Genomic DNA, 20,432 nt, shown 5'->3' on the forward strand with positions numbered 1-20,432 from the left:
ACAAGGCTACTGCAGCAATGACCTACGAAGAATTTCAGGCCGGTTTGGCCGAAACGCCCGAGCTAATCAATGAAATTTTTGATAAGCATGAGGGCGATTACACAAAGCATCTGACTGAAAAAAAGCAGATGATCGTCACGACCAAAGATGCGTACGCGAAAGACCGCGAAGAGGCTATTGGTCAGGGCACCAAAAAAGCCCACTCGGAATGGGAGGAAAAATTCGAGAAAGTGACTGGCCAGAAAAAGCCCGATGGTAAAAAGGGCCTGGTTTGGTTCGACGAGCTTTCCAGTCGGATTAAGTTTCTCAACGAAGACGGGGGCGATACAAATGCAGCCATCATTAAAGGGTTGCAAAAGGAATTGGAGGAGGTAAAGACATCTCTTTCCAAAAAAGACAAAGAGGCTTTGCAGGCCCGGATCAATGGAGAAGTAAACACGGCCCTCAAAGGCTTAACGTTTGCTACGCCATCGCATTTGAAAAAAGACACTGAAAAAACGGCCTTCCAACGACAGAAGGCCGAAGACGCAGCAGACATTTTCAATGTACGGTATACCACCTCAATTGATGATCAGGGCCGTATCGTCTTTACAAACAAAAAAGGGGAGGCACAAACAGAAAATGGCCAGCCAATGACAGCCGAGGCTATTGCTGCCCGTGACTTCGCTAATGATCTGGTGCCGAAAGGACGGACGGCCGCCGGTGCGGGTAGCGGTGAGGATGACGACCAACAACAACAGGGCGGAGCCGATTACCTTGGCGCAACCACAGAGGAAATTCGTAAGAAAATCGCTGAAATGGGCCATGCTGTCGGCACCAACAAATGGTCTGAGTTATACTCTAAAGCCCACATTGCCGCTGGTTACGTCAAAGAAAACGGCCAGTTCGTTAAAAAGTAGTCCGCCTACTGGCGCGAAAGGAGAATAGGAGACCGCTCAGCAAGGCCAGTTCTCACGTTTTCCCTTTCAAAAAATGGCATCTATTGCAGGAACCGTCCTTGAAACAGCCGTCATGATGTTCAAGGATAAATTTTTAGAATTTGAAATGCGCCGTCCAGATATGGGCGTCGTGGGGGCCTTCGATAAGTACGGCAAAGCCCTTATCGATGAAGCCACGATCAAGAAAAACCGGGCTTCAGCTCGTCGGCCACAGTACATCGCTGTGTTGAATCGTCAGTCAACGCCCGTTCGGGATACACGTTCGACTACGATTACACCCGTAGGGTCAACGTCGGCCAAAGTGGGCCTCAACTGGAAAACCTACGGTTTTGATGTTGGTGTAACGGAAGCAATCAACGCTGATAACCAAATTACCGCAGCTGCTGACCTGGCTAATCAGTTGGAGCAGGGCGTACGTGATGTGTTATTGGCAATGGATGCCGATGGTACGACCTTCCTAGAAACAGGCAAGTGGTCGGCTCTGCCTGCGTCGTCGCTCATGAGTATTTCGGGTGGTGCTTACCAGACCACGCAGAAAGAATTGTGGATCAATCTTCCGGCTGTTATGCGGAAGCTGATGCTCAATGGCCCCTACCACATGCTTTCTAATGTGGAGGCCATTGCCAACCTGACCAACGTGAGCACCTATGGCGCTGCTAACCAGCAGAACCTACAAAAGCTGATCAACAACTACGAATTCGGCTATTCGGGAAACATCAACCCCGGCGCTTCGCGTGAGGCTTACTATGCCGTTCCTATTGGCTCGTTAGCCCGGGTGGATTGGGTAGAATACGACTGCCGTAAACCGGAAGGTCGCGGCTCTTATGATGGTGGCGTTTACTACGACACCATCACGCTGGAATTTACCGCGCTGGGCGGTGAGACCATCAGCCTAACGTTTGGCTTCCTCTATATCGCTCAGCCTGCGGATAAGTCAGCCATCCTGCCAGGGCTGGAGCGTGCGTATACCGAAGGCTGGTCGTTGTTTCTGGATTCGGCTTATGTGAAATCGTACTCGTCTGAAGCGGGCAAATCGCCCGTCGTTAAAATTCTGGCTGACGCCGTTTAGTCTGTTAGGTCCTTTGCATAACCTGTAAAGGGATTGCAGAGGACCTCTGCAAAGGGTTATCCACAAAGTTTTTCACAATTAGGTAGTTATAAACCATGAACGCGTTAAAAGCACTCGTTTTTTCCATTGGCTTATTAGTGGCCACTGTTTTTGTAAGCACAGACGCCCAGGCTCAAACGGGAACGTTGCTCCCTTCGGCTAACAAAATAATCTATTCGACGAATGCTGTCGAAATTCAGGATTCAACCAACAAAGTGGCCTATGTGTATAAGAAAGGGGCCTTTTTTGTGCTTACAAAGGGCTTCACAGGTGGAACGGCCGCGCTGATCGACGGTAGCTCTCAGCGAGCAATCTGGCGAGGGCCGGTCAGCCAGATACGAATAGTAGGGGTGGCGGCAACTGATTCGCTAAAGATCTTGTCGCTTAAATCCTCCCCGTTCTAAGCAATTTCCTACCATCAACCCAAAAGCCCGACCGGCCAACGCTGGCGGGCTTTTTCTCTCTAATCCCATGCTAACAGACGCTTTATTACCAATTCTTCGGAAAATGATCGGTTTTCGGCCAGATCAGGATTCAGATGGCCCGCAGGGAATGCCCGATGATCTTCAAAAAAGTTTAACAGGGTTAACACTTGACCAGTGTCATGAGTTGCTGACGATCGCTACGTTAAAATCTACGTTGAGCCAGTCATTAGGTGAAAAATTCTGGGTGTACCTGGCTCGAACACGCGACGATGCAATTCGCTCGCTACTTAATACGCTCGATACCCGGTTAACTGAGTGGGGGCTTACCGCCAAACTTCTGGGCCCGGTAACCCACCCATTACCCATGGCATCGGGTATCGTAATTCTGAAAACGCCCGGCCGTCGATTGGGGTTAGTTTTTACTCCAACGCAAACAGATGTTGTTCTGAATATCCTACGGCTGAAGCTCTTTACGTTGGGCATACTGCCGGCTCCAATAACGTTCCTGCTTGAGATGGAAGGATATCCGGAGCCTGTAGCTACTATCACGCTCGAACGCTCCAATGAGTGGCAGGATGTTGAACTACCTCCACTTAGGAAAGGAAGCGTATACTACCTGACGTATGCCGAAGATGATTTAGGGACGGCTTTAGCCCAAAACTCACTCGCAGGCTGGCCAGCCATCAAGAAAAACTGTACAAGCTGTAAACAGAAATGCCTCGCCCATTACCTGGAATCAAAAGCCATCGCGTTTTATGCCAATGGCAACGGAGAAGAAAGCACCGTTACGAATTACGGATTAAATGTTGCCATGACGGCGGACGGTGATGTAACGGGCCGATTTATCGATAACCCCAAACGGCTACTGTCAGCGCTGAAACAGCAAACAGCCGTAACGTTTCTGGAAAAGATCGCTTACTCGACTCGTAAAAACCCAGAAACCGAGGATGCCCGTCAAGGTGCCTTGTTTGCCTTAACTGACAAAGACAACGCAAATCGGGTGCCGGTTCTTCTGGATCGTGCGGTTTCGGCTATCGTAAAGGCATTGCAGGCAGAGGCCTCGTCGGGTATCGACGTAAATGATTTTGACGACGTTACCTGGGATAGCATCTGATGGTTGCTGAACTGAAAGCATTGCTGGTAACGCCATTGAAGCGGATCGATATCCGGCAGGTTGTTATTGATTCAATCAATGCACACGATGCTGATATCGTAGACCTGAACTTGCAGCAGTTAGCCGACGGCAAATTGGCGACAGGCGAGGCCATCAAGCCGTTTTACAAGCCAGTCACCATCAAGCTGAAGCAGAAGCTAGGTCAGCCAACGGACAAAGTAACGCTAAAAGGCAAGTCCGGAAAGTTCTATCAGGGCACCTATGCCAGGCCGACACCTGGGGGCAATACAGAGATCGGTTCGGCTGACGAGAAGGCACCCTATTTGGAGCGCAAATACAGCCTAAATATTTTCGGTTTGTCGGTCCCTAGCCGGGAGCAGCTCACCGCACGCATGAAACCGACACTGCAGGACAATTTTAAACGAGCGTTATAATGACATTTGACGATCTTAAAAAGTACGAAAATGGCAAAATCAAATTCAATGATCTTGTCGACGAAGAAAGTTTCAAAAAAGGATTAGATAAACTGAATGAAACGGCTACCCAGCTTGGGCCAGGTGAGCGCATCTTGAATGTTAGCGAATCGTATTCTACATCTATCATGTACCTGAGCAGTAAACTTTGCAGTCTCCCTAATGCTTTCGATCCGGTAACGGGAAAATTAAACAGGGAAAATGAAAACGCTGTGTTTCTCTATCATACCATTCAGGCAATGATTAGCTATTCTCAATTTCCATTCATCTGGAAAAAAGTGGAATGAACGAACCACGCACACTTACCGAAGCAATAGCCCGACTTCAGGACAAACTTAGTGGGCTCGACTGGACTGATCAGGTATTCGGCCGGGCGGCTGTTTATGAGGAGAAATTACCCGGCCAGGATAAAGGGCAAATCAAACCAATGGTTTACGATCCAGCCTCAAGGGATTATATCGACGCCCGGCCGAGCGATAAATACGATTGTGTCATTTTCTTTACGGCTACGGCTCCTGAGAAAAACGACTGGTCGCAGGAAAAAGGGTTTGGCCATGCGCAGAGCCACATTATACGGCCACGGCGTGCCGTCACGCTTTACGGCTGGATCAATCTGGAAAAATTCGAGCAGTTCGACGATGGCAGTGGATTTCCTGAATTGATCAAGCTTGATCTGAAACAGGCACTTAAAACAACGACTGGCTGTGTGGCCAGTATTGGCGACTATCAGGACGAGTCAATGAAAGAGGCTTTCAAGCCGTTTCAGGTTTCAGACCTCGACCGACGCTACGATCTGTGGCCATACGCCTGTTTTTCCTTACAACTCACAGTGTACACAATCGAAAAACGATGAATGATTCAGCTATTTACCTGCCTGGGTATAAAATCAACCTGAAAGCCAAGGACATCTTAAGACTGAAAGGCGATGGCAACTACACCCATATTTATTGTAAAGGCGATAAAACGTATTTGGTTTGCCTGACATTGAAGCGTCTTATGGCCACGCTACCTGAATTTATCCGGACGCATAAAACAGCGGCCGTCAATCCACTTCATGTCAAAATCTATGAACCGGATTTGATTTTAAAAGATGGGACTGAAATCCCAATGTCAAAACGGCGACGTTCCATTGTAAAAAACCTGATGAATGATTACCGTACGGCTTAACGGCAGCAACATTGCCTTACTCTACGAAACGACGAAAGCCATGCCAGCCTCACTGTATCAGTTGGCAGCTCAGTATGAAATTATGGCGGCCGAGCTTGGTCAAAACGAAACCGAACTCGATGCAATGCTAGCTAAGGTTGATAATTACATTGTCGCGGGCAAACCCGAGGAGGCACGGGAGCAGCTTCAGAATTATAGAACGGCCCGTGTACTGGCTCTTGATCGGTTTCAGGCTGGCCAGCTCGACTGGGCGTGTCATGTCCATAGCGTGAATGATAAACCTATTACCGACTATTCAGAAAGTAATCTGATTAGATTAATCGACGAATGGTCAGCCTTGGGGCTTACTCAGCAGCTAGTGGAATCAACACTCCGCGATGTAAAAAAAAACTTCGAACTGAGCTAAAACGCTACTTCCCTTCACGCTTTGGCCCTCAACGCAGCCTGAACGAACTCTCACGTTTAAAACAGTATCTACAGGCGCAACTCAGAGCCGTTCTAAACCCTGGGCCCGATTCGGCCGCAGCCCTAAATCTACAATTTGCGCTCGTTGTTGGCCAGCATAAACCGATTCACCTGCGCGACGATCCCAAAAACACAATTGTCGGTATGGAAAAAGGCTGGACCAAATTATGCGTGACACTTACAGAATGCGGTTGCCCAGATCCTGAACGGTTAACCGTTTTCCAGTTATACACCTGGCTGGAAACACTGGAGGAGAAGTACGAAGCCCAAAAACAAAAGCAAAAAGACAATGGCAAGAAATAGTCACAACTTTTTAACCTGGTTCGATGCAGGCGACAATGAGTTTATCCTGCCGCTGCCTCGGCCGTTTGCGCGGGAACCCGAAATGCTTTCTCCTGTCGTCTGGCTGGTGCCGGGCGATACCGTGAGTTTTTATATCAATACGGTTGACGAAACGGTCATCGAGGGCAACATCGAAATTCTAAAAGATGGCGCGGCTACCGTTGTTGTCGACACCGTTACACAAATTGATTTTCCTACCGGCTCGCATCGATACGGTTCATTTGTTGTTCCGGCGCTATCGGAGGGTTTTTGCCAACTCCGAATTGGTACGACGTTAAGCCAGTACTGCTGGGTTTCCACCGCTGCCAATGCCGCTGACCGGACGGCCATCGTCAAGTTTCGGAATGATCAGCGGTTAGGCGGGGGTACGAACGTACGCTGGAGCTACTTACCAGAAAATTTTTATCAGCAATTCCGTATTCGGCTGGCTATGCGTGGCGAAGAGGTAGAAACCAACAAGGAAACCTATCGCGAATCAACTACCGGCAAAACGGTGTCGCTTTATTCAGAAGCCCGGCAAATCGTCAGTTTCCTGACGCCTGAGTACAACTATTGGGGACACCGTGCCATTGCTGGAATGCTGGAGCATGATACGCTTTTGATTAATAACCAGCCCTACCAATTCCAGACCGGCTATAAATCGAATATGAACGAGGGAGATGCTTTGAGTCAGGGCGAATTCTCCTTAAGCGATGAAAATACGGCGACAATTAATCGTAATTAAAAAGTCTCGATCTGAACTTTGTATGAGTCCCAATTCCCATCCTCGTATATATTCCTGACAATCATCTTATTATCATGATATTCAAACTTTTTCCCAGACAAAAGCGCATCCTTAAGCCCATTTGGCATTTGCAGAGCAAGGGCGTTAAAAAGCTTTTCGGCATTTTTTGTATAAGTTTTTAATGCCTGCTGCTTTTCGTTCATATTGGGAATATTCACCTTCAACTTGGCTACTTGAACGAAACTTTCAGAAGGAGATTCTAGATATAGTGCTAAGTTGTTTTTTAAGCCTTCGCCATTGGAATGGCCAAATTGAAAATAATTGCACGAGGAGAGCCAACCAATACCATCATAACGCCAAGTCCGCATTTCACCTAGGCCGATTTCGCTAAGTTTATTTTGAACAGCCTTAACATCATTAAAAACCTTTACTTTTTTGGCTTCCGGTTCAGGGGCTGCTCTTACTTCAGCAAGCAAAGCCGAGTCCGAATCATTAAGCGCTGATGGCTTCTCTACAGACGTATGTGTTCCAGAAGAGTTACAGCCCAATACAAGGCAAAATAATGCTGCAGCAATTAGTTGTTTGATCATGACTGGAGTGTTATGGATTTTCTAGGAAGATTAAGCAGCGGCAATTATACCTCTATTTTCTTAGTAACTTTCAATCGACCTTACCTGCAAGCCTACTGTGTCCACCTCATTCGGCGCAGAAATGGCACTATTACAGCCTCAAGACGTTTTTGATTTTGAGTCCTACTTTCGAATGCTCTCTCAGTTGGAAGAGGCAGGCGATCAATGGGCTGAATCCATGGTGCGTTCTATCAAACGCATCCAGTCTGCACAGCAGCAGAACGCCCAGCAAATGCAGGTGCTGGCGAATCAAATCAATTCAACCAGTCTAACCAGCCCAGCAGCAAGCCAGCAATTAGCCGAACAGGCTACCCAGGTCAATAAGCTTGTAACGCAGGCAGCCCAATATCAGGCTGCGCTCGAACGGCTAAAAACAGCACAATCGGCTAATGAGTTGTCGATCGCTGACCTGACTCGGCTCATGAAGGGGCTGGAAACGGAGTATAAGCAGCTCAATCCCCTTCAGGCTAACTATGCCCAAAAACAGACCGAACTGCTTGGAAAGATTAAGCAGGTTTCTGCCGCAATCAGCGCCCAAACGTCGGTCCTGAAAGAAGCAAAGAAAGCCACAGACAGTGTCGAAGGCTCAATCCAGCACCTGAAAGAGCAGAACGAATCGCTTCGGCAGGTTTTGGCCCGAATGCCTGACGCTTTTGACAAACAAACAGGAGCAATCAACCGGAATAATAAAGCTGCGCTTGAGATGCAGCAGGTTATTCTTCGTAACGAAACCGTCCTACGCAACGTCGATACTCAGCTTGGGCGTAGTCGAACGGCTGCGGAGGGGTATGGTGTGTCGCTTAAAGGCCTCGCCGGATCGGCAGCTATTGCAGTTGGTGGCATCATTGGGGTGTCCTCTGCTCTTGATGCTATAAAAATGAGTCTCTCGATCATCTCCGACATGGAGCGCATCGATGCCTCATTAAAAGCTGTTTCCAAAGATACGACCGACTTCAGGCAAACGCAGGAGTATCTGATTGGCCTGGCCAACCGGTTGGGTTTGCAGTACGAGGTTCTGGCCAGATCCTACAAGGGGCTAAAAGCGGCTACCAACGGAACGGCCCTTGAAGGAAAAGCTACTCAGCAAATTTTTACCGGCCTTGTCGATGCTGGAGCCGCTCTGAAACTGTCGAATGATCAGATTGAAGGTGCGCTAATGGCCGTCACACAAATGATGTCGAAAGGCAAAGTGCAGGCCGAGGAGCTTCGTCAGCAGTTGGGAGAACGATTGCCGGGTGCTATCAAACTGCTGGCCGACGCAATGGGCGTTTCGGAATCGAAACTCAACAAAATGATGGAGCAGGGAGAACTGCTCGCCGTCGATGTGTTGCCTAAACTGGCCGCTCAGTTAGATAAAACCTACGGCAAAGACGCTCAGAGTAATCTTGAATCAATGTCTGGTGGCTGGAATCGGATGACCAACGAAGTTCATCTATTTCTCGCTGCTATGAACGACAACGGTGCCATCAGCGCCACAGCCAACAACATTCAGAATATGATCAGCGACACGATTCGTGGTATTCGTGTGGCTATTCAGTCAAATGACTGGAAAACCTTTTGGGGAGCGTTGGGCTATGCGGCAACCAAATACACTCCTCTGCCAACGATCGGCAAAGATGCTATGCAGCAGGTTGAAATTAATGCCAAAAACCAGCCTGTTATCGATGAGTTCAAAACCATGACACCTGCCCAGCGTCAGGCCCGCATTGGTATCACCCAGGATAATATCAACCGAAACCAAAAACGGATGAATGATGACTTTAGCAATACCGTTTTTGGTGGAAAAAAAGACCAGGTACAGCAGCAACTTAATGCCGATAAACAGTTGCTGGAAGAGCTTAAGAAAGCGGAAATCGAGCTAGTTAAAAAGGATGAAGCCGACAAGGCACAAGCCGAAATAAATGCCAAACGAGCGGCTCAGGCTAAAAAGGAGGCAGAAGCGGAAAAGCAAGAGAAGGAAGCGCATAAACGCGAAGCTGCCCGGCGCAAAGCTGAAGCCGAAGCCGACCGAAAATTGAACCAGGAATTGGCCAATGCAAAGGCTGAAAATGATGTCAAACTTACGGATCTGTCGGCAAACAAACAGGATGGTCTGATTTCAGAAAAAGAGTTCATCGAGCAACGTAAGACACTCACAATCGCAGGTATCGAGGAACGGCAGGCTATTCTCGAAAAAGCGGGCAAAAAAGAGTCCGACGATTACAAAAAGCTGACTAAAGAGAAGATAGACGCTGAAACACAGTACAAACGCGATTCACTCAAACTGGCACTCTCGGACTCCAAGAGCAACACATCGTCAGAGCTCGCTGGCCTTAGCAGTGATAAAGCGGAAGGTATTATCACTGAACAGCAGTACGTCGAGAAAAAACATAAGGTCATTTTACAGGGCATCGACGATCAGATGCGCATTCTTACTGACGCAGGTCAACAGGAAAGCAAACTCGCCAAGGACCTCAACGATCAGAAGCTCGAAGCGGATAAGGACTACTTTAAAGAACGACTGAAAGCTCAGAAAACAGCCTGGAAAACGGAGCTCGATGAAACAGCTACGGCCTTAAAAGCGGTAGACAATCAACTTGGCGATGATTACCGGGAACGGTTACTCGAACTGACAAAATATTACGATGAAAAAGAGCGTCGTATTCAGGTCGATATCGCCAGTCAGCGAATAACGCCGGATGTTGGCGAAGCCAAACTCCACGAATTGTATATGAATCGGCTTCGAGCCGAATTACAATTAACGGAGGAGTTTTACCAGAAAGATCGAACCCTCAGTAATGCTGTCGTCGACGCTAAACTAGCCGCCTTAGAGCGCTATAAGCTTGAGGCTGGTAGAACGCCTGCTGAAATCGAAGCCGCCGAGGAGCAGATCCGCAAACTGAAAAAGGCTCGTGATCAGGAAGCGGCTGATGATAAAAAGCGGCTCGATAAAGAGGTCGCTGACAATGCCAAACAGAAAAGCGACGAACAGACACAGCATGAAATTGCTAACGCGCAGCGTGCCGTTGAAAAGCGGCAGCAGCTATGGCAACAAGGCCTCCAGCTCGCTGATACAATCGGTCAGTCGATCGCTTCAATTTCCAGCGTGTATAGTCAAAAGGAACTCGACAACCTGGACAAACAGAAAGAGGCTGAATTGGCGCTGGCTGGTGATAATGCTGATGCCAAAGCCAAAATCGAGGAGCAGTACAACAAACGTAAGGCTGAAGTTCAGCGGAAAGCAGCCATTCAGGAACGAGAAGCTGCGTTGTTTTCGATTGCCATCAATACCGCACAGGCGGTAATGTCGGTTCTGTCAACTGGCGGTGGTGCCCATTATCTGGATTTTGGCGTAACGGCTGGTATCCTATCAGCCTTTGTTACTGCAGCTGGTATCGCGCAGGCAGCTGCCGTGTTGGCAGCGCCCCTGCCTAATTTCTGGGTAGGAACGACCAGTGCTCCGGAAGGTTTCGCTAATCTGGCCGAGCGGGGCCCAGAGATTCGCCAGAAAAAAGACGGTAGCTATCAGTACTACTCAAAACCAACTGTCGATTGGCTTGATCAGGGGGATATCATCTATACGGCTGATCAATCAAAACGTCTTGTCGACGACTGGCAGAAGCAGGAAGCAGCCCGGCAATCGTTACAAGATTCTTACCTGATGGAAGCGACAACCGGCCGACTCCAGGATGGTCGACGCGAAGAACTTCGCATCGTGTATGCTGGTGGCTCTCAGCCCTCAGAGGAAACATTGTATCAGGCAATGGGTCGTGCACTCGACGAACGCCCGGAGTATATCACCAACATTGATGTCGACGGTATGTCGGAAGGCCTTCGAAAGGGTAACCATTATCGGGAATTCCGCGAAAAACGTAGACGCTTCTTCTAGGCTAAGTAATGAACGAGACTATTTATGATCAGTACGGCCGGTCATTTGTACTGCCTGGCTTATACGAAGACTTCCCCAAATTCTTCCGGCTTACCCATATCCCAGCAGACGGATCGGCTCCCGAATCAATCGACATCCGAGAGCCGATCGGCTGGGCAAATTTGAAGTTAAGTCTCTCCAGAGACGAAGAAGAACATGGTATTAACTACGAATACAGTACCAGTTCGGCCGCCTGCGAATTCAATGCGGCCAGCGGTCGCGATTTCGTAGGCGGCATTTTCCGCGCCGAAGGTGAGGATGCGACCATTATGCTGATTCAGGGCCTGCGCATTTCGGGCCAACAGGAGGTAATCGAGTACGAAGGTAGGCTTACGTTATCGACCTACAAAAAGGTACGCCGAAACATCAGTTGCGGACTGGAACGCTCAACATTATCGGCCAGGCTCCTTTCGAAATGGGAAACCGCTGTTGACTTCACGTCGGCCACGTCGTTAGATGGCGACTCTATCGCACCCCCTGCTTTCGTTTCTGTTCCGCTCACGTCTCAGAGCCTGGAAGAGCGGTTTACCTGTAACGTCGATGCTGGGAAACGGGTAGAGCAGACGTTTCAGGGAGATACCAACGGCCATATCTGGGTACAGTTCGACACCTCACAGCCGCAGATCAGTGAAATCGAAGAATTCGCTTCAGGTCGACCAATGGGCGTTTCTGATTCAGAAGGGCCACTTACGAACGATGAGTGGCTTTTCAAGTTTCGGTCGTCCGGAACCCGTCAGGTGTCTATCGACCTTTCGTATGGTATTTGGTTGACGCCCAAGAAAAAAACCATCAGCATTGGTGCCGTTAAGGTGACAGGATTCAGACTAACAACCATCATGACGGTTGTCAAAGCCAATGGATCGCGTCAGGATTACACGCTGACGACGCCACTTTCGGACGGTTTACTCAACAAACCTCCCCGCAGTTATGGCGTTTCCGATATCTACCTGGTAGCCGAATCGGTCAAATTCAATCAGCAGATCGACACCGCACCCGGGGATAAACTGTTTTTGTACGGACTGGTCGAGTTTACCCACAACAAAAACGAGCTCCAGTCGACACAGTTCGCGGTTCAGCTTAGAACACAGAAGATTTCGATAACCGGACGTTCTCAAAACCAATCCTCATCGGCCAAAGGCTTACTGGTCTACGATGCCATTAACACGGCAATTGCCGTAACAACTGGCTTGCAAGACCGTTTTCGCTCTGATTTCTACGGTAAACAGGGGACTCGGTATGCTGCTGATGGCTGTGGAGCCCGCCGGGTGATTCTGAACGGGTTTGCTATCCGGAATTTCAAGCAGACAGAACGGCCGCTTAATCTATCGGCCCAGGACATCATCAGCAGTTTGAAAGTGATCGACGGAACGGGTATGGCATTTACCACCGAACTGGATAATAATCAAAATCCGGTCGATGTCCTGCGGATTGAGCCCATGAGCCATTTCTATCAGCCGGTTGAACTGTTACGGCTCGATGAGGTCGGCGATTACCGGGAAGAGTCCATCGAGACAGAAATCTTCAGCACGGTCGAGGTAGGCTATCAAGAATGGGTTACGGAGGGAGCCAGTGCTCTGGAAGAGGTGTTTGTAACCCAACAGGTAACAACCCCTATCAAGCACGAAAACGGCAAAAAGACGCTCACCAGCAGGCTGATTGCTTCTGCGCTGGCCATCGAGCGGACCCGACGCGAACAGTTTGCAGACACGCCCACCGATGGAACAGCTTATGATGATAAAGGCTTCATTATACAGTGTAAGCCCATTCAGGGATTTTCTGGCCTGGTGTTATTCGTCAATGCCCTCCTGATCCGATACATACAGGTTGATTCAGCGATTAGCTGGCTATCCGTCGGGCAGTCGATTACGATTTCAGGAGCCAACATCAACAATGGTACCTATACGGTAACGGGCATTTCGGATGTTTCAAAGCGGCCATGGACATTTTCGGTAAAAGAGCATTTTGCCTTTGGCGCTTCGCAGGCTACAATTTCAGCAGCCGGAGGGCTAGGGTTACAGCCCGAAACGGGGGCAGACTTATTATTCACGTCAGGACTGACGTCCGCCAAAGACACCTATAATTTACGACTTACGCCTGGGCGCATTTTATGGGCTAACGCGCCAATTTGGGGTGGTTGTCTGGTCGATAAAGAAGGGTATAGCCTGTCCAATAAAACCAAAATGCCGGGGGCGCAGCGTGTAGTTACCATGCTACCGGAAACCGATACCTGCGGTATGCCCGGTCTGGTTGGAGAATCTGAACCGATCGCCGTCGACCAGGTCTTGCAGCATGTCATTTTCAGGCCACGGCGGATTATGTTCAAAAAACGGCTTTCTCATGCGCAGATCCAGCGGCTTCGGCTAGGGCATTCAGGCTTATTACCCAGTGAGATTCAGGACGGGAAAATGATCAATCCGAATTACGGATATATCTCCTGTCTCGATGATTCCGGCGTGCGGGTTGGCGGCTATCTCATGAACCTCACCTGGGGACCCGCCAATGAGGAGGCAACTTTCGAATTAAAACAACTCGCATTAGATTTAAACGACACTACATCAGGGCTTGACTGTTCACAGTTCATGGGTTGGACGCTGGAGCAGGCCGAATTGGCCGACGACCAGACGCGACGACGCATCGAACTGTGTACATGGTTGGACGTTGATCCGCTCTAGCGAATGGCCCTACAAACACCCCCAGAAATCCCGACTCTCGATATTCTGCGATCCGTCAGGATGGTCGTCAATACGATCATTGCTACGCTGATCACCGATACCGAGCTTACCGACAATGGCTTCAAGCTTAAAACCTCCGCAGGCGATGAGCTTGAGGTCGACCTCTCCAGCATTTTTCTGAAACGAGGAGAAAGTGACGATATCACCAACCTTCCTTTTGCTTCCGAAACGCAAACGGGCCGAATCGCTATTGTTTCCGACAAGGAAGTTACCCAGCAGGTTGATGACACAAAAGCCATGACCGTGGCCAAAACGCTGCTGCTGCTAACCACGCTGGGCATTCCGAAGTTCGGAGATTTAGTTGATGGGGAAATGGTTCAGGCTACAGTCATCGATGGTACATTGACCATCAAGTCTATCCCGAAACTGGACTGGATCAACTCGCTGGATGCTGATGAAATAGCCGCCTTCTGCGAAAAACTTAGCGGTTGCAGCGGCTCGAATCCTCAGGAACCCACACTCAATCTGGTCATCGTCAATCACTACGAAGAACAGGCTGTCGTAGTTGAAAATATTCCGCTAAAAGCCGCATTAGATGACAATACCTGTAACAATATTTCCGGGTGGGTATCGGGTGGGTCATATCCTCCTATTGCTCGAATCACCTGTGATGGATTAACGGTTGGTTATCAAACAGCAACATTAGATCGGCCGGATGTACGTGATGCGTTGAATGAGGAGGGAGCCAACACGACTAAAGCCCTATTTGGCTTCAATTGGCTAAAGCCATCTACGTTCATGGATGGCGAAAATCATACCTGGCAGGTTTACGTTGGTGATTCGGATGTAGAAGCTACAGATTACAATAAACCCAAGGAGATCCAATGTGGTACCCCTCCAAACAATGATCCGTATGTTGTCGGTTATGAGCAATCCATTCTTAACTCGATTACGAAAAATGGATCATCCGTAATCGTATCGATACTGGAGGTTTTAAATACGGGCGAAAAAAGGGCATATACGGGCTCTACTATTCCTGTGTGGAGCGTTGCCAATACGCCAGCAGGGATCATCCTAACGCCCAATAATGCCAATAAAACGGTCTCGATCGTTTCCTCAAATGCTACGACGGTTTCAAGTTTCAAACTTGAATGTAGCCTTACACAGCCTCAAACGGTTCAAGTAATAACAGTCGGATGTGAAAGGCCAAGTGGTTTAACAAACTACCTGCTATCCTGGCACTTCATTCCCGAAGGAGGCTACGCCAGACTCTATAGTACACTGGACGATGCCTGCGCAACTGCTGGTCAGTCGTTCGACGGTACTGCACCCGGCAACCTGGACCCATTCCTAGCACAGGCCGTTAATCTAAATATTGGCACTCCTTTCTTTTTAGGTGATGGCAGCAGTTGCGAGAAAGTAGGCAACAATATTTACTATGTACTCAACGCTGCGGGTAATAATACAATTTTGAAGGCCATACAAGTCGATAATGGTGTGATTGTGGCTGTTAAGGATTCGACCTACACCTCACCAACCTGCACATCGCACGCCAAGTTGACCGTTGCCGAACACGATGCGCTACCAACCATCACCATCTACGAATACCGATCAGCCTCGGGAATCGCCCGCGCCTTTGCGTCCCAGCAGGAAGCGATCGACATGGTGGGCACGATCGGCAATGCAGCCGGTACCAATCGGGCAAACTACGATCTCAACTCCTGTAGCGATGCGACACCGGCAGTTGGATCAATCCTCTATAACGATAACCGACCCGAACATACCGCCGATAACAGCAATTATCTCTGGCCGGTCGAAGCAGGCTTCTGGCTGTGGAACGTGACAAGCTCAACCGACTTCTACGTGCTGGAAACTGATGCCTGTGGCAATATCATCACGAAAACCCACATCACCCCGTAACGCCCATGAGAACGTACATATCTATCAACAACTTGGGGGAATCTGTTACGGGTTGGCCCACCAACAACCTCCGCTATTACCTACGGGCTAATGGAGGCACATGTGATGACGATGAAGCCGCTTTTCATGCCGCCGTTGCCGCAATCAACGCAACGGCGGGGGTGAATTATGCTCAGAAAATGAATGCGATCATTGGTATCACCCTAGCGGCTGCTCCTGCTGCTCAGGCAGGCTACCAATGGGTTATTCGTGACTGCGGAGCCGTCGAGGAAGAAGTCATTGCCGTAGCCGACAATATCGACCGATCGGGTGGTACGAATCCAACGGACCCGGGGGCAAGTGATCCACAATCAGAATCAGACGTTCAAATTTTTACCAGCCAGTCGGGTAGCGATGGCGGCACCGTAACACAATGAAAAAGCTACTTGGTTTATTGCTGCTGCTGAGCAGCTTCTGTTTTGGACAATCCTACACCTACCGGCAATCGATTGTCGGTAATGATACTCTTGTTTACAGAATTGATTTCAGTGGCAACACAGTACAAGTCCAACACTTGCCATCTGATGCGACGAGGGCTAAAGTTGGCGTTCAACGGCTTAATCTGTATACACGGGAAGCTAAAGCCACACTCAACACCGCCCAGTTCGGCTCCGGGAAATATTTCGCTCCAAATTATTTCCTTTCGGCTGACTTCAACGTCAATCAGGATAATTACCAAACGCGACTAAATCAGGGTATTACCCTGTTTTCGCGCTTTGTTCTGCCGTCGCAGTCCGAATACAACAGCTTACCTCAAAGTAGAAAATTTTACTACCAAACGGAGAATGAGTTGCATGCGCAGTATGAGGGGGCTGGCTATTACGAGGCCTCGCTGGCAACGATTGAGCAGCAATTGTACAACGCCATCGCGTCAGGCTGCTTTGTCTGGACAGCAAATATAGAGACGTCTAACGAATGGTCTCAGTGGCGCTATGGTGAGAATCATTTTGGTTATGACTCCTGGGACATAGCTAAAAATCGAACGATCGTCTCGGAGCGAACGGGCCAAACCATCACCCTGGAGCAGCTCTGGAATTCCGGCCAGTGGGATCAGGAAGCTCAGGTGCGTCGGAATAATCGGCTGGCGATCATGATGACAATTGCCAAAGCCAGAAATACGCGGGTAGCTTATGGTGCCAGTATGTTTCAGGGCGAGCCACGCACCAATTCACTGTCGACCAACAATATTTTCAAAGAAGGTACTGCCGATGTATCGCACTGTGGGGGCGATGGGAATGGGAACATAACCCTGAATGGCCGGGTGTATCAGGGCATTAACAAAAACGTATTTGCCTACGAAAGTAGCCTTTTAGATTATTTCTATTACTTCGGTTGGAGTGATTTCTCGCTATCTGATTACGCCGACATCTGGACTAATAAGCTGGCAGGTACCCAAACAATGCCCTATATCTGGAGTAAGATGGTACCCTACCATATTGTCGCCAGCGAGAAAGGACATTGGCAGGCCAATCGAGCCAGGATGAGCCTTTATGGCCAAACTCTTCGGGGAAGTATACGGATGCAGGAGCCCAATTTTGAGGGTAAGTTTTATACGACCGATTTTACACCCCATGAGTCATTCGTTCCGTTTTCTGAGCTACAGAACGTCTCTGTAGACGGATATCTGGTAACACCTAAAGTGTTCCTCCCCCCCTACTATGTGTATAGTGCCTATGCCGTGCACCGGTTTCTGGAAGGAGCCACTGAAGGCGCCGGATATCACCTGTGGAACGCTCCTGGTGTAACTAAGCTCCCGGCCAGCCATCCGCTCTACAACCACCACCTGCACACTATAACGGCACTCTTCCAGGCTCGCAATGACATGCAGCCTCTGGAACGTTTTTATGCCGGATCGACACTTGTCCAAGACCCTGAAGTGCAGCTTAACCAAGCGGGAGACTGGCTTTCCTATAGCGGCTGCGAGGCTTTTGGCTTTCAGGCGGACGGTTCCCGAGTGACGCAAAAACCGGTATATATCCTTCGCTATAAACAGACGACAACCGGTTGGCAAGTCTTTGTGCTGGGGGGTACCAATCAGGGTTGGAGCGAATCGCGTACGGATCTGATCCGAGTCCCTGGCGCACTCAATGGAAACATGATGCGGATAAAACTAACCGGCCCGGCCGCTCAGGTTTTTGAATTCGCTATCAGCTCGTCCGATACCAATCAGACCTATGACGCTACCAGCTATACCGTCACTACTCAGGCTGGTTATGCCGGGCGTATCTCCTCAAACTAATCTCCGTAACTCATGCGAAAATTACTGGTTCTTTTACTTCTTCTAATCACTGGTTTTAACGCGCTGGCACAAACCATAAATGTTCCGGTTGAGATTCGCGTTAAAGCGACAAACGCCTTTTCTTATTCGGTTTCTGCCCCTCGAAACTACCAAACCTACCCACTCAATGACGTAGGAAAGGCGGCCTTCGAACGGGCTGTTGTGGCCGGTGCATTTAGCCTGACAACTACCGATGGGTGCATTATTCCCCCAGGCACAAAACCCCCTAAAATTAAGCCTACCTGCACAACCACGCCCAGCTACACAGTTGTACAGGTAGCCTATAGTCAGTCCGTCGAATCCGAGAGTGCATCGGGGCCGGGCAACAATTTTGGATCGATTAAAGACGGGGAACTAACCTATAGTGTGACCAGCGTGCCGGTACCAGGCAGCTACACATTGGTACTGGCGTATCAGTCTACGACCAATCCGCCAACCGCGCTGATTTCCGTGAACGGGGGCTCGACGGTTAGTCTCCCTTTAGAGGCTTCGGACGGGGGACCACGGTCGGCATCGGCCGTATTGAGCGGTTTTACGGCCGGAACCAATTCAATCAACATCAAGCAAAATGGCTATTTCGCGTCTGATAAGATTACCGTTTCCAAGTATGGTTCTGTAACCGTTACTGATGGTACGACGACTGATCCCGGGTCTCAGACATCCGACCCAGGCTCTCAAACCGTAGCAGGTTCATTTTCCTATCAGGTACCCACTACCTCTAGCCCATGGTCCTATACATCGACCGAGCAAATCGGATTTCTGCATATCCCGATCGGCGCTGTCGACTTCATGGAGAACGAATTTCTTCGCCTGGAGCTGCGGGCAGGGCTGGGGGCGCTGGTACAGGTCAAAGATAAAGTTACCGGTCGCTGGCTGATCAACTCGCCGGATCTGGGTCGGGGGATGGGCCCCAGCAGCTATACCCAGCAGCATTATACCGATAATACCAGCTACGTCGATGGCAACGGCAATCATCCCTTCAGCTCGAACGGACCCGCACCGGCTCCAGGCCCCTGGTTCACGGGGTATAATCCCCTATTGAACGGCGACTGGGTTGGTCATCCCTCGACGGTATTATTTCACGGCCGGATTACCATCGAGGGCATTGAGTACATCTATGTCAAAACCCAGCAGAACAGCTGGTCGCATGACGACAACCGGATGCTCCGCATGTATACCGAGCAATGGGTGTCGCTTCAGGGGAAAAAGGTTCTCATTAAAACGCGGCTCACCCATGATCGGACGGATGACCTAACCGACTATGGGCCCTACATGCAGGAATGGCGGATGATGATGGTCAACGGGATTCAGCAGGCGGTTTATTACAACGGCCAAAATCCCTACTCGTATGCCGCTACTACCAAATCGAATGGTATCGAAAGGCGGGAGGCTGACGGTACTTATATCAAGCCGGGGAGAGCATTTCCGGTTAGTGAGCCCTGGATTGGGGTGACCGTCGATAATACGGGGCGTATGATTGCCCACTATGCGCCAGACTTGTATTTCCCCTCCTATAACCACATGGACCCCCAGGAGGGGAGTGACTGTGATGGTTGCCGGGAGGGCATGTATACGGCGGGGCACGTGATGGCCAACCTCGACGCAAAAGGAGTGTGGCTGTTTTCGGATACCTGGATCGTCGGAACCGAAGCGGAAGTACGCGAATATGTCTATGCCCAACCCCGCGTTGGCGCTCCCAACTGGGTGTTCAATGCCAGTACGCAGCGCAATTTCTGGCATGGCAACAATGGGGTGCATGATGGGCAGTTGCCCAATGCGGCCACCGATGCCAATGGATGGGTTTTCGATATGGTAGGGAAGGCTGACGGCGGTCCTGCCAATATCGACAATACCTACATCTCCAGCCCAAGGACGGCCTTCAAGGGTTCGGATTGTCCGACACTGTACGTAAAGGCCAAACTGAGCAATACTAGCCAAACGGCCTGGAAGGTGAAGTACACCTATGTAGGTCAGGAACGCGAAACACTGAACGCAGACTATCCAAACGAAAACGCCAAGCGATTCCCCTACAGCCCGCAGTTGGCCAGTAGCAATACACCCGTCAACTTCACCATGACGGCGAATGGCTCGATACAGACCTATGCGATCCCAATGAACTGGAATACATCGAGCTATATCAGTACTGTCGAGGTCTGGCCAAATGGCAGCAACATGCAAACCGTGCCTCATTTTGAGATTTTAAGCATCGGCTGTACAAACCCTAATTAATC

18 protein-coding genes are annotated in these 20,432 nt (G+C 49.6%); 17 read left to right on the forward strand and 1 reads right to left on the reverse strand.

What is annotated here, in order from left to right:
* The first annotated feature begins 17 nt into the window (after positions 1–17).
* The 11 genes from WBJ53_RS26070 to WBJ53_RS26120 all read left to right on the forward strand — a co-directional run bounded on the left by WBJ53_RS26070 (position 18) and on the right by WBJ53_RS26120 (position 6,756).
* Entirely contained in the window at positions 18–899 is an 882-nt protein-coding gene (locus WBJ53_RS26070) for a hypothetical protein (RefSeq protein WP_338871697.1), read from the forward strand.
* A 73-nt stretch (positions 900–972) separates the two neighbouring features.
* Complete coding sequence (locus WBJ53_RS26075; protein ID WP_338871699.1) at positions 973–2,007, forward strand: hypothetical protein; 1,035 nt, start codon at positions 973–975, stop codon at positions 2,005–2,007.
* Positions 2,008–2,102: 95 nt separating this feature from the next.
* Entirely contained in the window at positions 2,103–2,450 is a 348-nt protein-coding gene (locus WBJ53_RS26080; protein WP_338871701.1) for a hypothetical protein, read from the forward strand.
* Positions 2,451–2,517: 67 nt separating this feature from the next.
* Positions 2,518–3,585, forward strand: a complete 1,068-nt coding sequence (locus tag WBJ53_RS26085; protein WP_338871703.1) for a hypothetical protein — start codon at positions 2,518–2,520, stop codon at positions 3,583–3,585.
* A complete protein-coding gene (locus WBJ53_RS26090) occupies positions 3,585–4,019 on the forward strand; it encodes a hypothetical protein (RefSeq protein WP_338871705.1) in 435 nt (144 codons plus the stop codon). Before WBJ53_RS26085 ends, WBJ53_RS26090 begins: the two co-directional genes overlap by 1 nt.
* A complete protein-coding gene (locus tag WBJ53_RS26095) occupies positions 4,019–4,345 on the forward strand; it encodes a hypothetical protein (protein ID WP_338871707.1) in 327 nt (108 codons plus the stop codon). Before WBJ53_RS26090 ends, WBJ53_RS26095 begins: the two co-directional genes overlap by 1 nt.
* Positions 4,342–4,911: a hypothetical protein gene (locus tag WBJ53_RS26100; RefSeq protein ID WP_338871709.1), complete on the forward strand. Its 570-nt coding sequence runs from the start codon at positions 4,342–4,344 to the stop codon at positions 4,909–4,911. The genes WBJ53_RS26095 and WBJ53_RS26100 overlap by 4 nt, the downstream gene beginning before the upstream one ends.
* Positions 4,908–5,225 (forward strand): LytTR family DNA-binding domain-containing protein, encoded by a 318-nt coding sequence (locus tag WBJ53_RS26105; RefSeq protein WP_338871711.1) that lies wholly within the window; start codon positions 4,908–4,910, stop codon positions 5,223–5,225. The genes WBJ53_RS26100 and WBJ53_RS26105 overlap by 4 nt, the downstream gene beginning before the upstream one ends.
* Positions 5,206–5,631, forward strand: a complete 426-nt coding sequence (locus WBJ53_RS26110) for a hypothetical protein (protein ID WP_338871713.1) — start codon at positions 5,206–5,208, stop codon at positions 5,629–5,631. The genes WBJ53_RS26105 and WBJ53_RS26110 overlap by 20 nt, the downstream gene beginning before the upstream one ends.
* Positions 5,553–5,993: a hypothetical protein gene (locus tag WBJ53_RS26115; RefSeq protein ID WP_338871715.1), complete on the forward strand. Its 441-nt coding sequence runs from the start codon at positions 5,553–5,555 to the stop codon at positions 5,991–5,993. The genes WBJ53_RS26110 and WBJ53_RS26115 overlap by 79 nt, the downstream gene beginning before the upstream one ends.
* Positions 5,980–6,756: a hypothetical protein gene (locus tag WBJ53_RS26120; protein ID WP_338871716.1), complete on the forward strand. Its 777-nt coding sequence runs from the start codon at positions 5,980–5,982 to the stop codon at positions 6,754–6,756. The genes WBJ53_RS26115 and WBJ53_RS26120 overlap by 14 nt, the downstream gene beginning before the upstream one ends.
* On the opposite strand, the gene WBJ53_RS26125 is transcribed toward WBJ53_RS26120, so the two are convergent.
* Positions 6,753–7,346, reverse strand: a complete 594-nt coding sequence (locus WBJ53_RS26125; protein WP_338871718.1) for a hypothetical protein — start codon at positions 7,344–7,346, stop codon at positions 6,753–6,755. The two genes, WBJ53_RS26120 and WBJ53_RS26125, sit on opposite strands and share 4 nt — an antisense overlap.
* A 172-nt stretch (positions 7,347–7,518) precedes the next feature.
* Between WBJ53_RS26125 and WBJ53_RS26130 the strand changes: the two genes are divergently transcribed.
* The 6 genes from WBJ53_RS26130 to WBJ53_RS26155 are packed head-to-tail and all read left to right on the forward strand — an operon-like array spanning position 7,519 to position 20,430.
* Positions 7,519–11,253, forward strand: coding sequence for a tape measure protein (locus WBJ53_RS26130; protein ID WP_338871722.1), 3,735 nt, complete (start codon positions 7,519–7,521; stop codon positions 11,251–11,253).
* 8 nt (positions 11,254–11,261) lie between these two features.
* Positions 11,262–13,964 (forward strand): hypothetical protein, encoded by a 2,703-nt coding sequence (locus WBJ53_RS26135; protein WP_338871724.1) that lies wholly within the window; start codon positions 11,262–11,264, stop codon positions 13,962–13,964.
* Positions 13,965–13,967: 3 nt separating this feature from the next.
* Positions 13,968–15,884, forward strand: coding sequence for a hypothetical protein (locus WBJ53_RS26140; protein WP_338871726.1), 1,917 nt, complete (start codon positions 13,968–13,970; stop codon positions 15,882–15,884).
* A gap of 5 nt (positions 15,885–15,889) precedes the next feature.
* A complete protein-coding gene (locus tag WBJ53_RS26145) occupies positions 15,890–16,300 on the forward strand; it encodes a hypothetical protein (protein ID WP_338871728.1) in 411 nt (136 codons plus the stop codon).
* Positions 16,297–18,162 (forward strand): hypothetical protein, encoded by a 1,866-nt coding sequence (locus tag WBJ53_RS26150; RefSeq protein ID WP_338871730.1) that lies wholly within the window; start codon positions 16,297–16,299, stop codon positions 18,160–18,162. Before WBJ53_RS26145 ends, WBJ53_RS26150 begins: the two co-directional genes overlap by 4 nt.
* A 12-nt stretch (positions 18,163–18,174) precedes the next feature.
* The gene (locus tag WBJ53_RS26155) at positions 18,175–20,430 is read left to right on the forward strand and encodes a hypothetical protein (RefSeq protein ID WP_338871732.1); all 2,256 of its coding nucleotides are present in this window, start codon (positions 18,175–18,177) and stop codon (positions 20,428–20,430) included.
* Positions 20,431–20,432: the final 2 nt, after the last annotated feature.

Source organism: Spirosoma sp. SC4-14 (genome assembly GCF_037201965.1).
In the GTDB taxonomy this organism is placed as follows: Bacteria; Bacteroidota; Bacteroidia; order Cytophagales; family Spirosomataceae; genus Spirosoma.

Bases quoted from the DNA above. Each gene is read 5' to 3' on its own strand.
- WBJ53_RS26130 (WP_338871722.1), top strand. From the start codon at position 7,519: ATGCTCTCTCAGTTGGAAGAGGCAGGCGATCAATGGGCTGAATCCATG.
- WBJ53_RS26095 (WP_338871707.1), top strand. From the start codon at position 4,019: ATGACATTTGACGATCTTAAAAAGTACGAAAATGGCAAAATCAAATTC.
- WBJ53_RS26115 (WP_338871715.1), top strand. From the start codon at position 5,553: ATGGTCAGCCTTGGGGCTTACTCAGCAGCTAGTGGAATCAACACTCCG.
- WBJ53_RS26105 (WP_338871711.1), top strand. From the start codon at position 4,908: ATGAATGATTCAGCTATTTACCTGCCTGGGTATAAAATCAACCTGAAA.
- WBJ53_RS26150 (WP_338871730.1), top strand. From the start codon at position 16,297: ATGAAAAAGCTACTTGGTTTATTGCTGCTGCTGAGCAGCTTCTGTTTT.
- WBJ53_RS26085 (WP_338871703.1), top strand. From the start codon at position 2,518: ATGCTAACAGACGCTTTATTACCAATTCTTCGGAAAATGATCGGTTTT.
- WBJ53_RS26145 (WP_338871728.1), top strand. From the start codon at position 15,890: ATGAGAACGTACATATCTATCAACAACTTGGGGGAATCTGTTACGGGT.
- WBJ53_RS26125 (WP_338871718.1), bottom strand. From the start codon at position 7,346: ATGATCAAACAACTAATTGCTGCAGCATTATTTTGCCTTGTATTGGGC.
- WBJ53_RS26110 (WP_338871713.1), top strand. From the start codon at position 5,206: ATGATTACCGTACGGCTTAACGGCAGCAACATTGCCTTACTCTACGAA.
- WBJ53_RS26090 (WP_338871705.1), top strand. From the start codon at position 3,585: ATGGTTGCTGAACTGAAAGCATTGCTGGTAACGCCATTGAAGCGGATC.
- WBJ53_RS26070 (WP_338871697.1), top strand. From the start codon at position 18: ATGACCTACGAAGAATTTCAGGCCGGTTTGGCCGAAACGCCCGAGCTA.
- WBJ53_RS26140 (WP_338871726.1), top strand. From the start codon at position 13,968: ATGGCCCTACAAACACCCCCAGAAATCCCGACTCTCGATATTCTGCGA.
- WBJ53_RS26155 (WP_338871732.1), top strand. From the start codon at position 18,175: ATGCGAAAATTACTGGTTCTTTTACTTCTTCTAATCACTGGTTTTAAC.
- WBJ53_RS26120 (WP_338871716.1), top strand. From the start codon at position 5,980: ATGGCAAGAAATAGTCACAACTTTTTAACCTGGTTCGATGCAGGCGAC.
- WBJ53_RS26100 (WP_338871709.1), top strand. From the start codon at position 4,342: ATGAACGAACCACGCACACTTACCGAAGCAATAGCCCGACTTCAGGAC.
- WBJ53_RS26080 (WP_338871701.1), top strand. From the start codon at position 2,103: ATGAACGCGTTAAAAGCACTCGTTTTTTCCATTGGCTTATTAGTGGCC.
- WBJ53_RS26135 (WP_338871724.1), top strand. From the start codon at position 11,262: ATGAACGAGACTATTTATGATCAGTACGGCCGGTCATTTGTACTGCCT.
- WBJ53_RS26075 (WP_338871699.1), top strand. From the start codon at position 973: ATGGCATCTATTGCAGGAACCGTCCTTGAAACAGCCGTCATGATGTTC.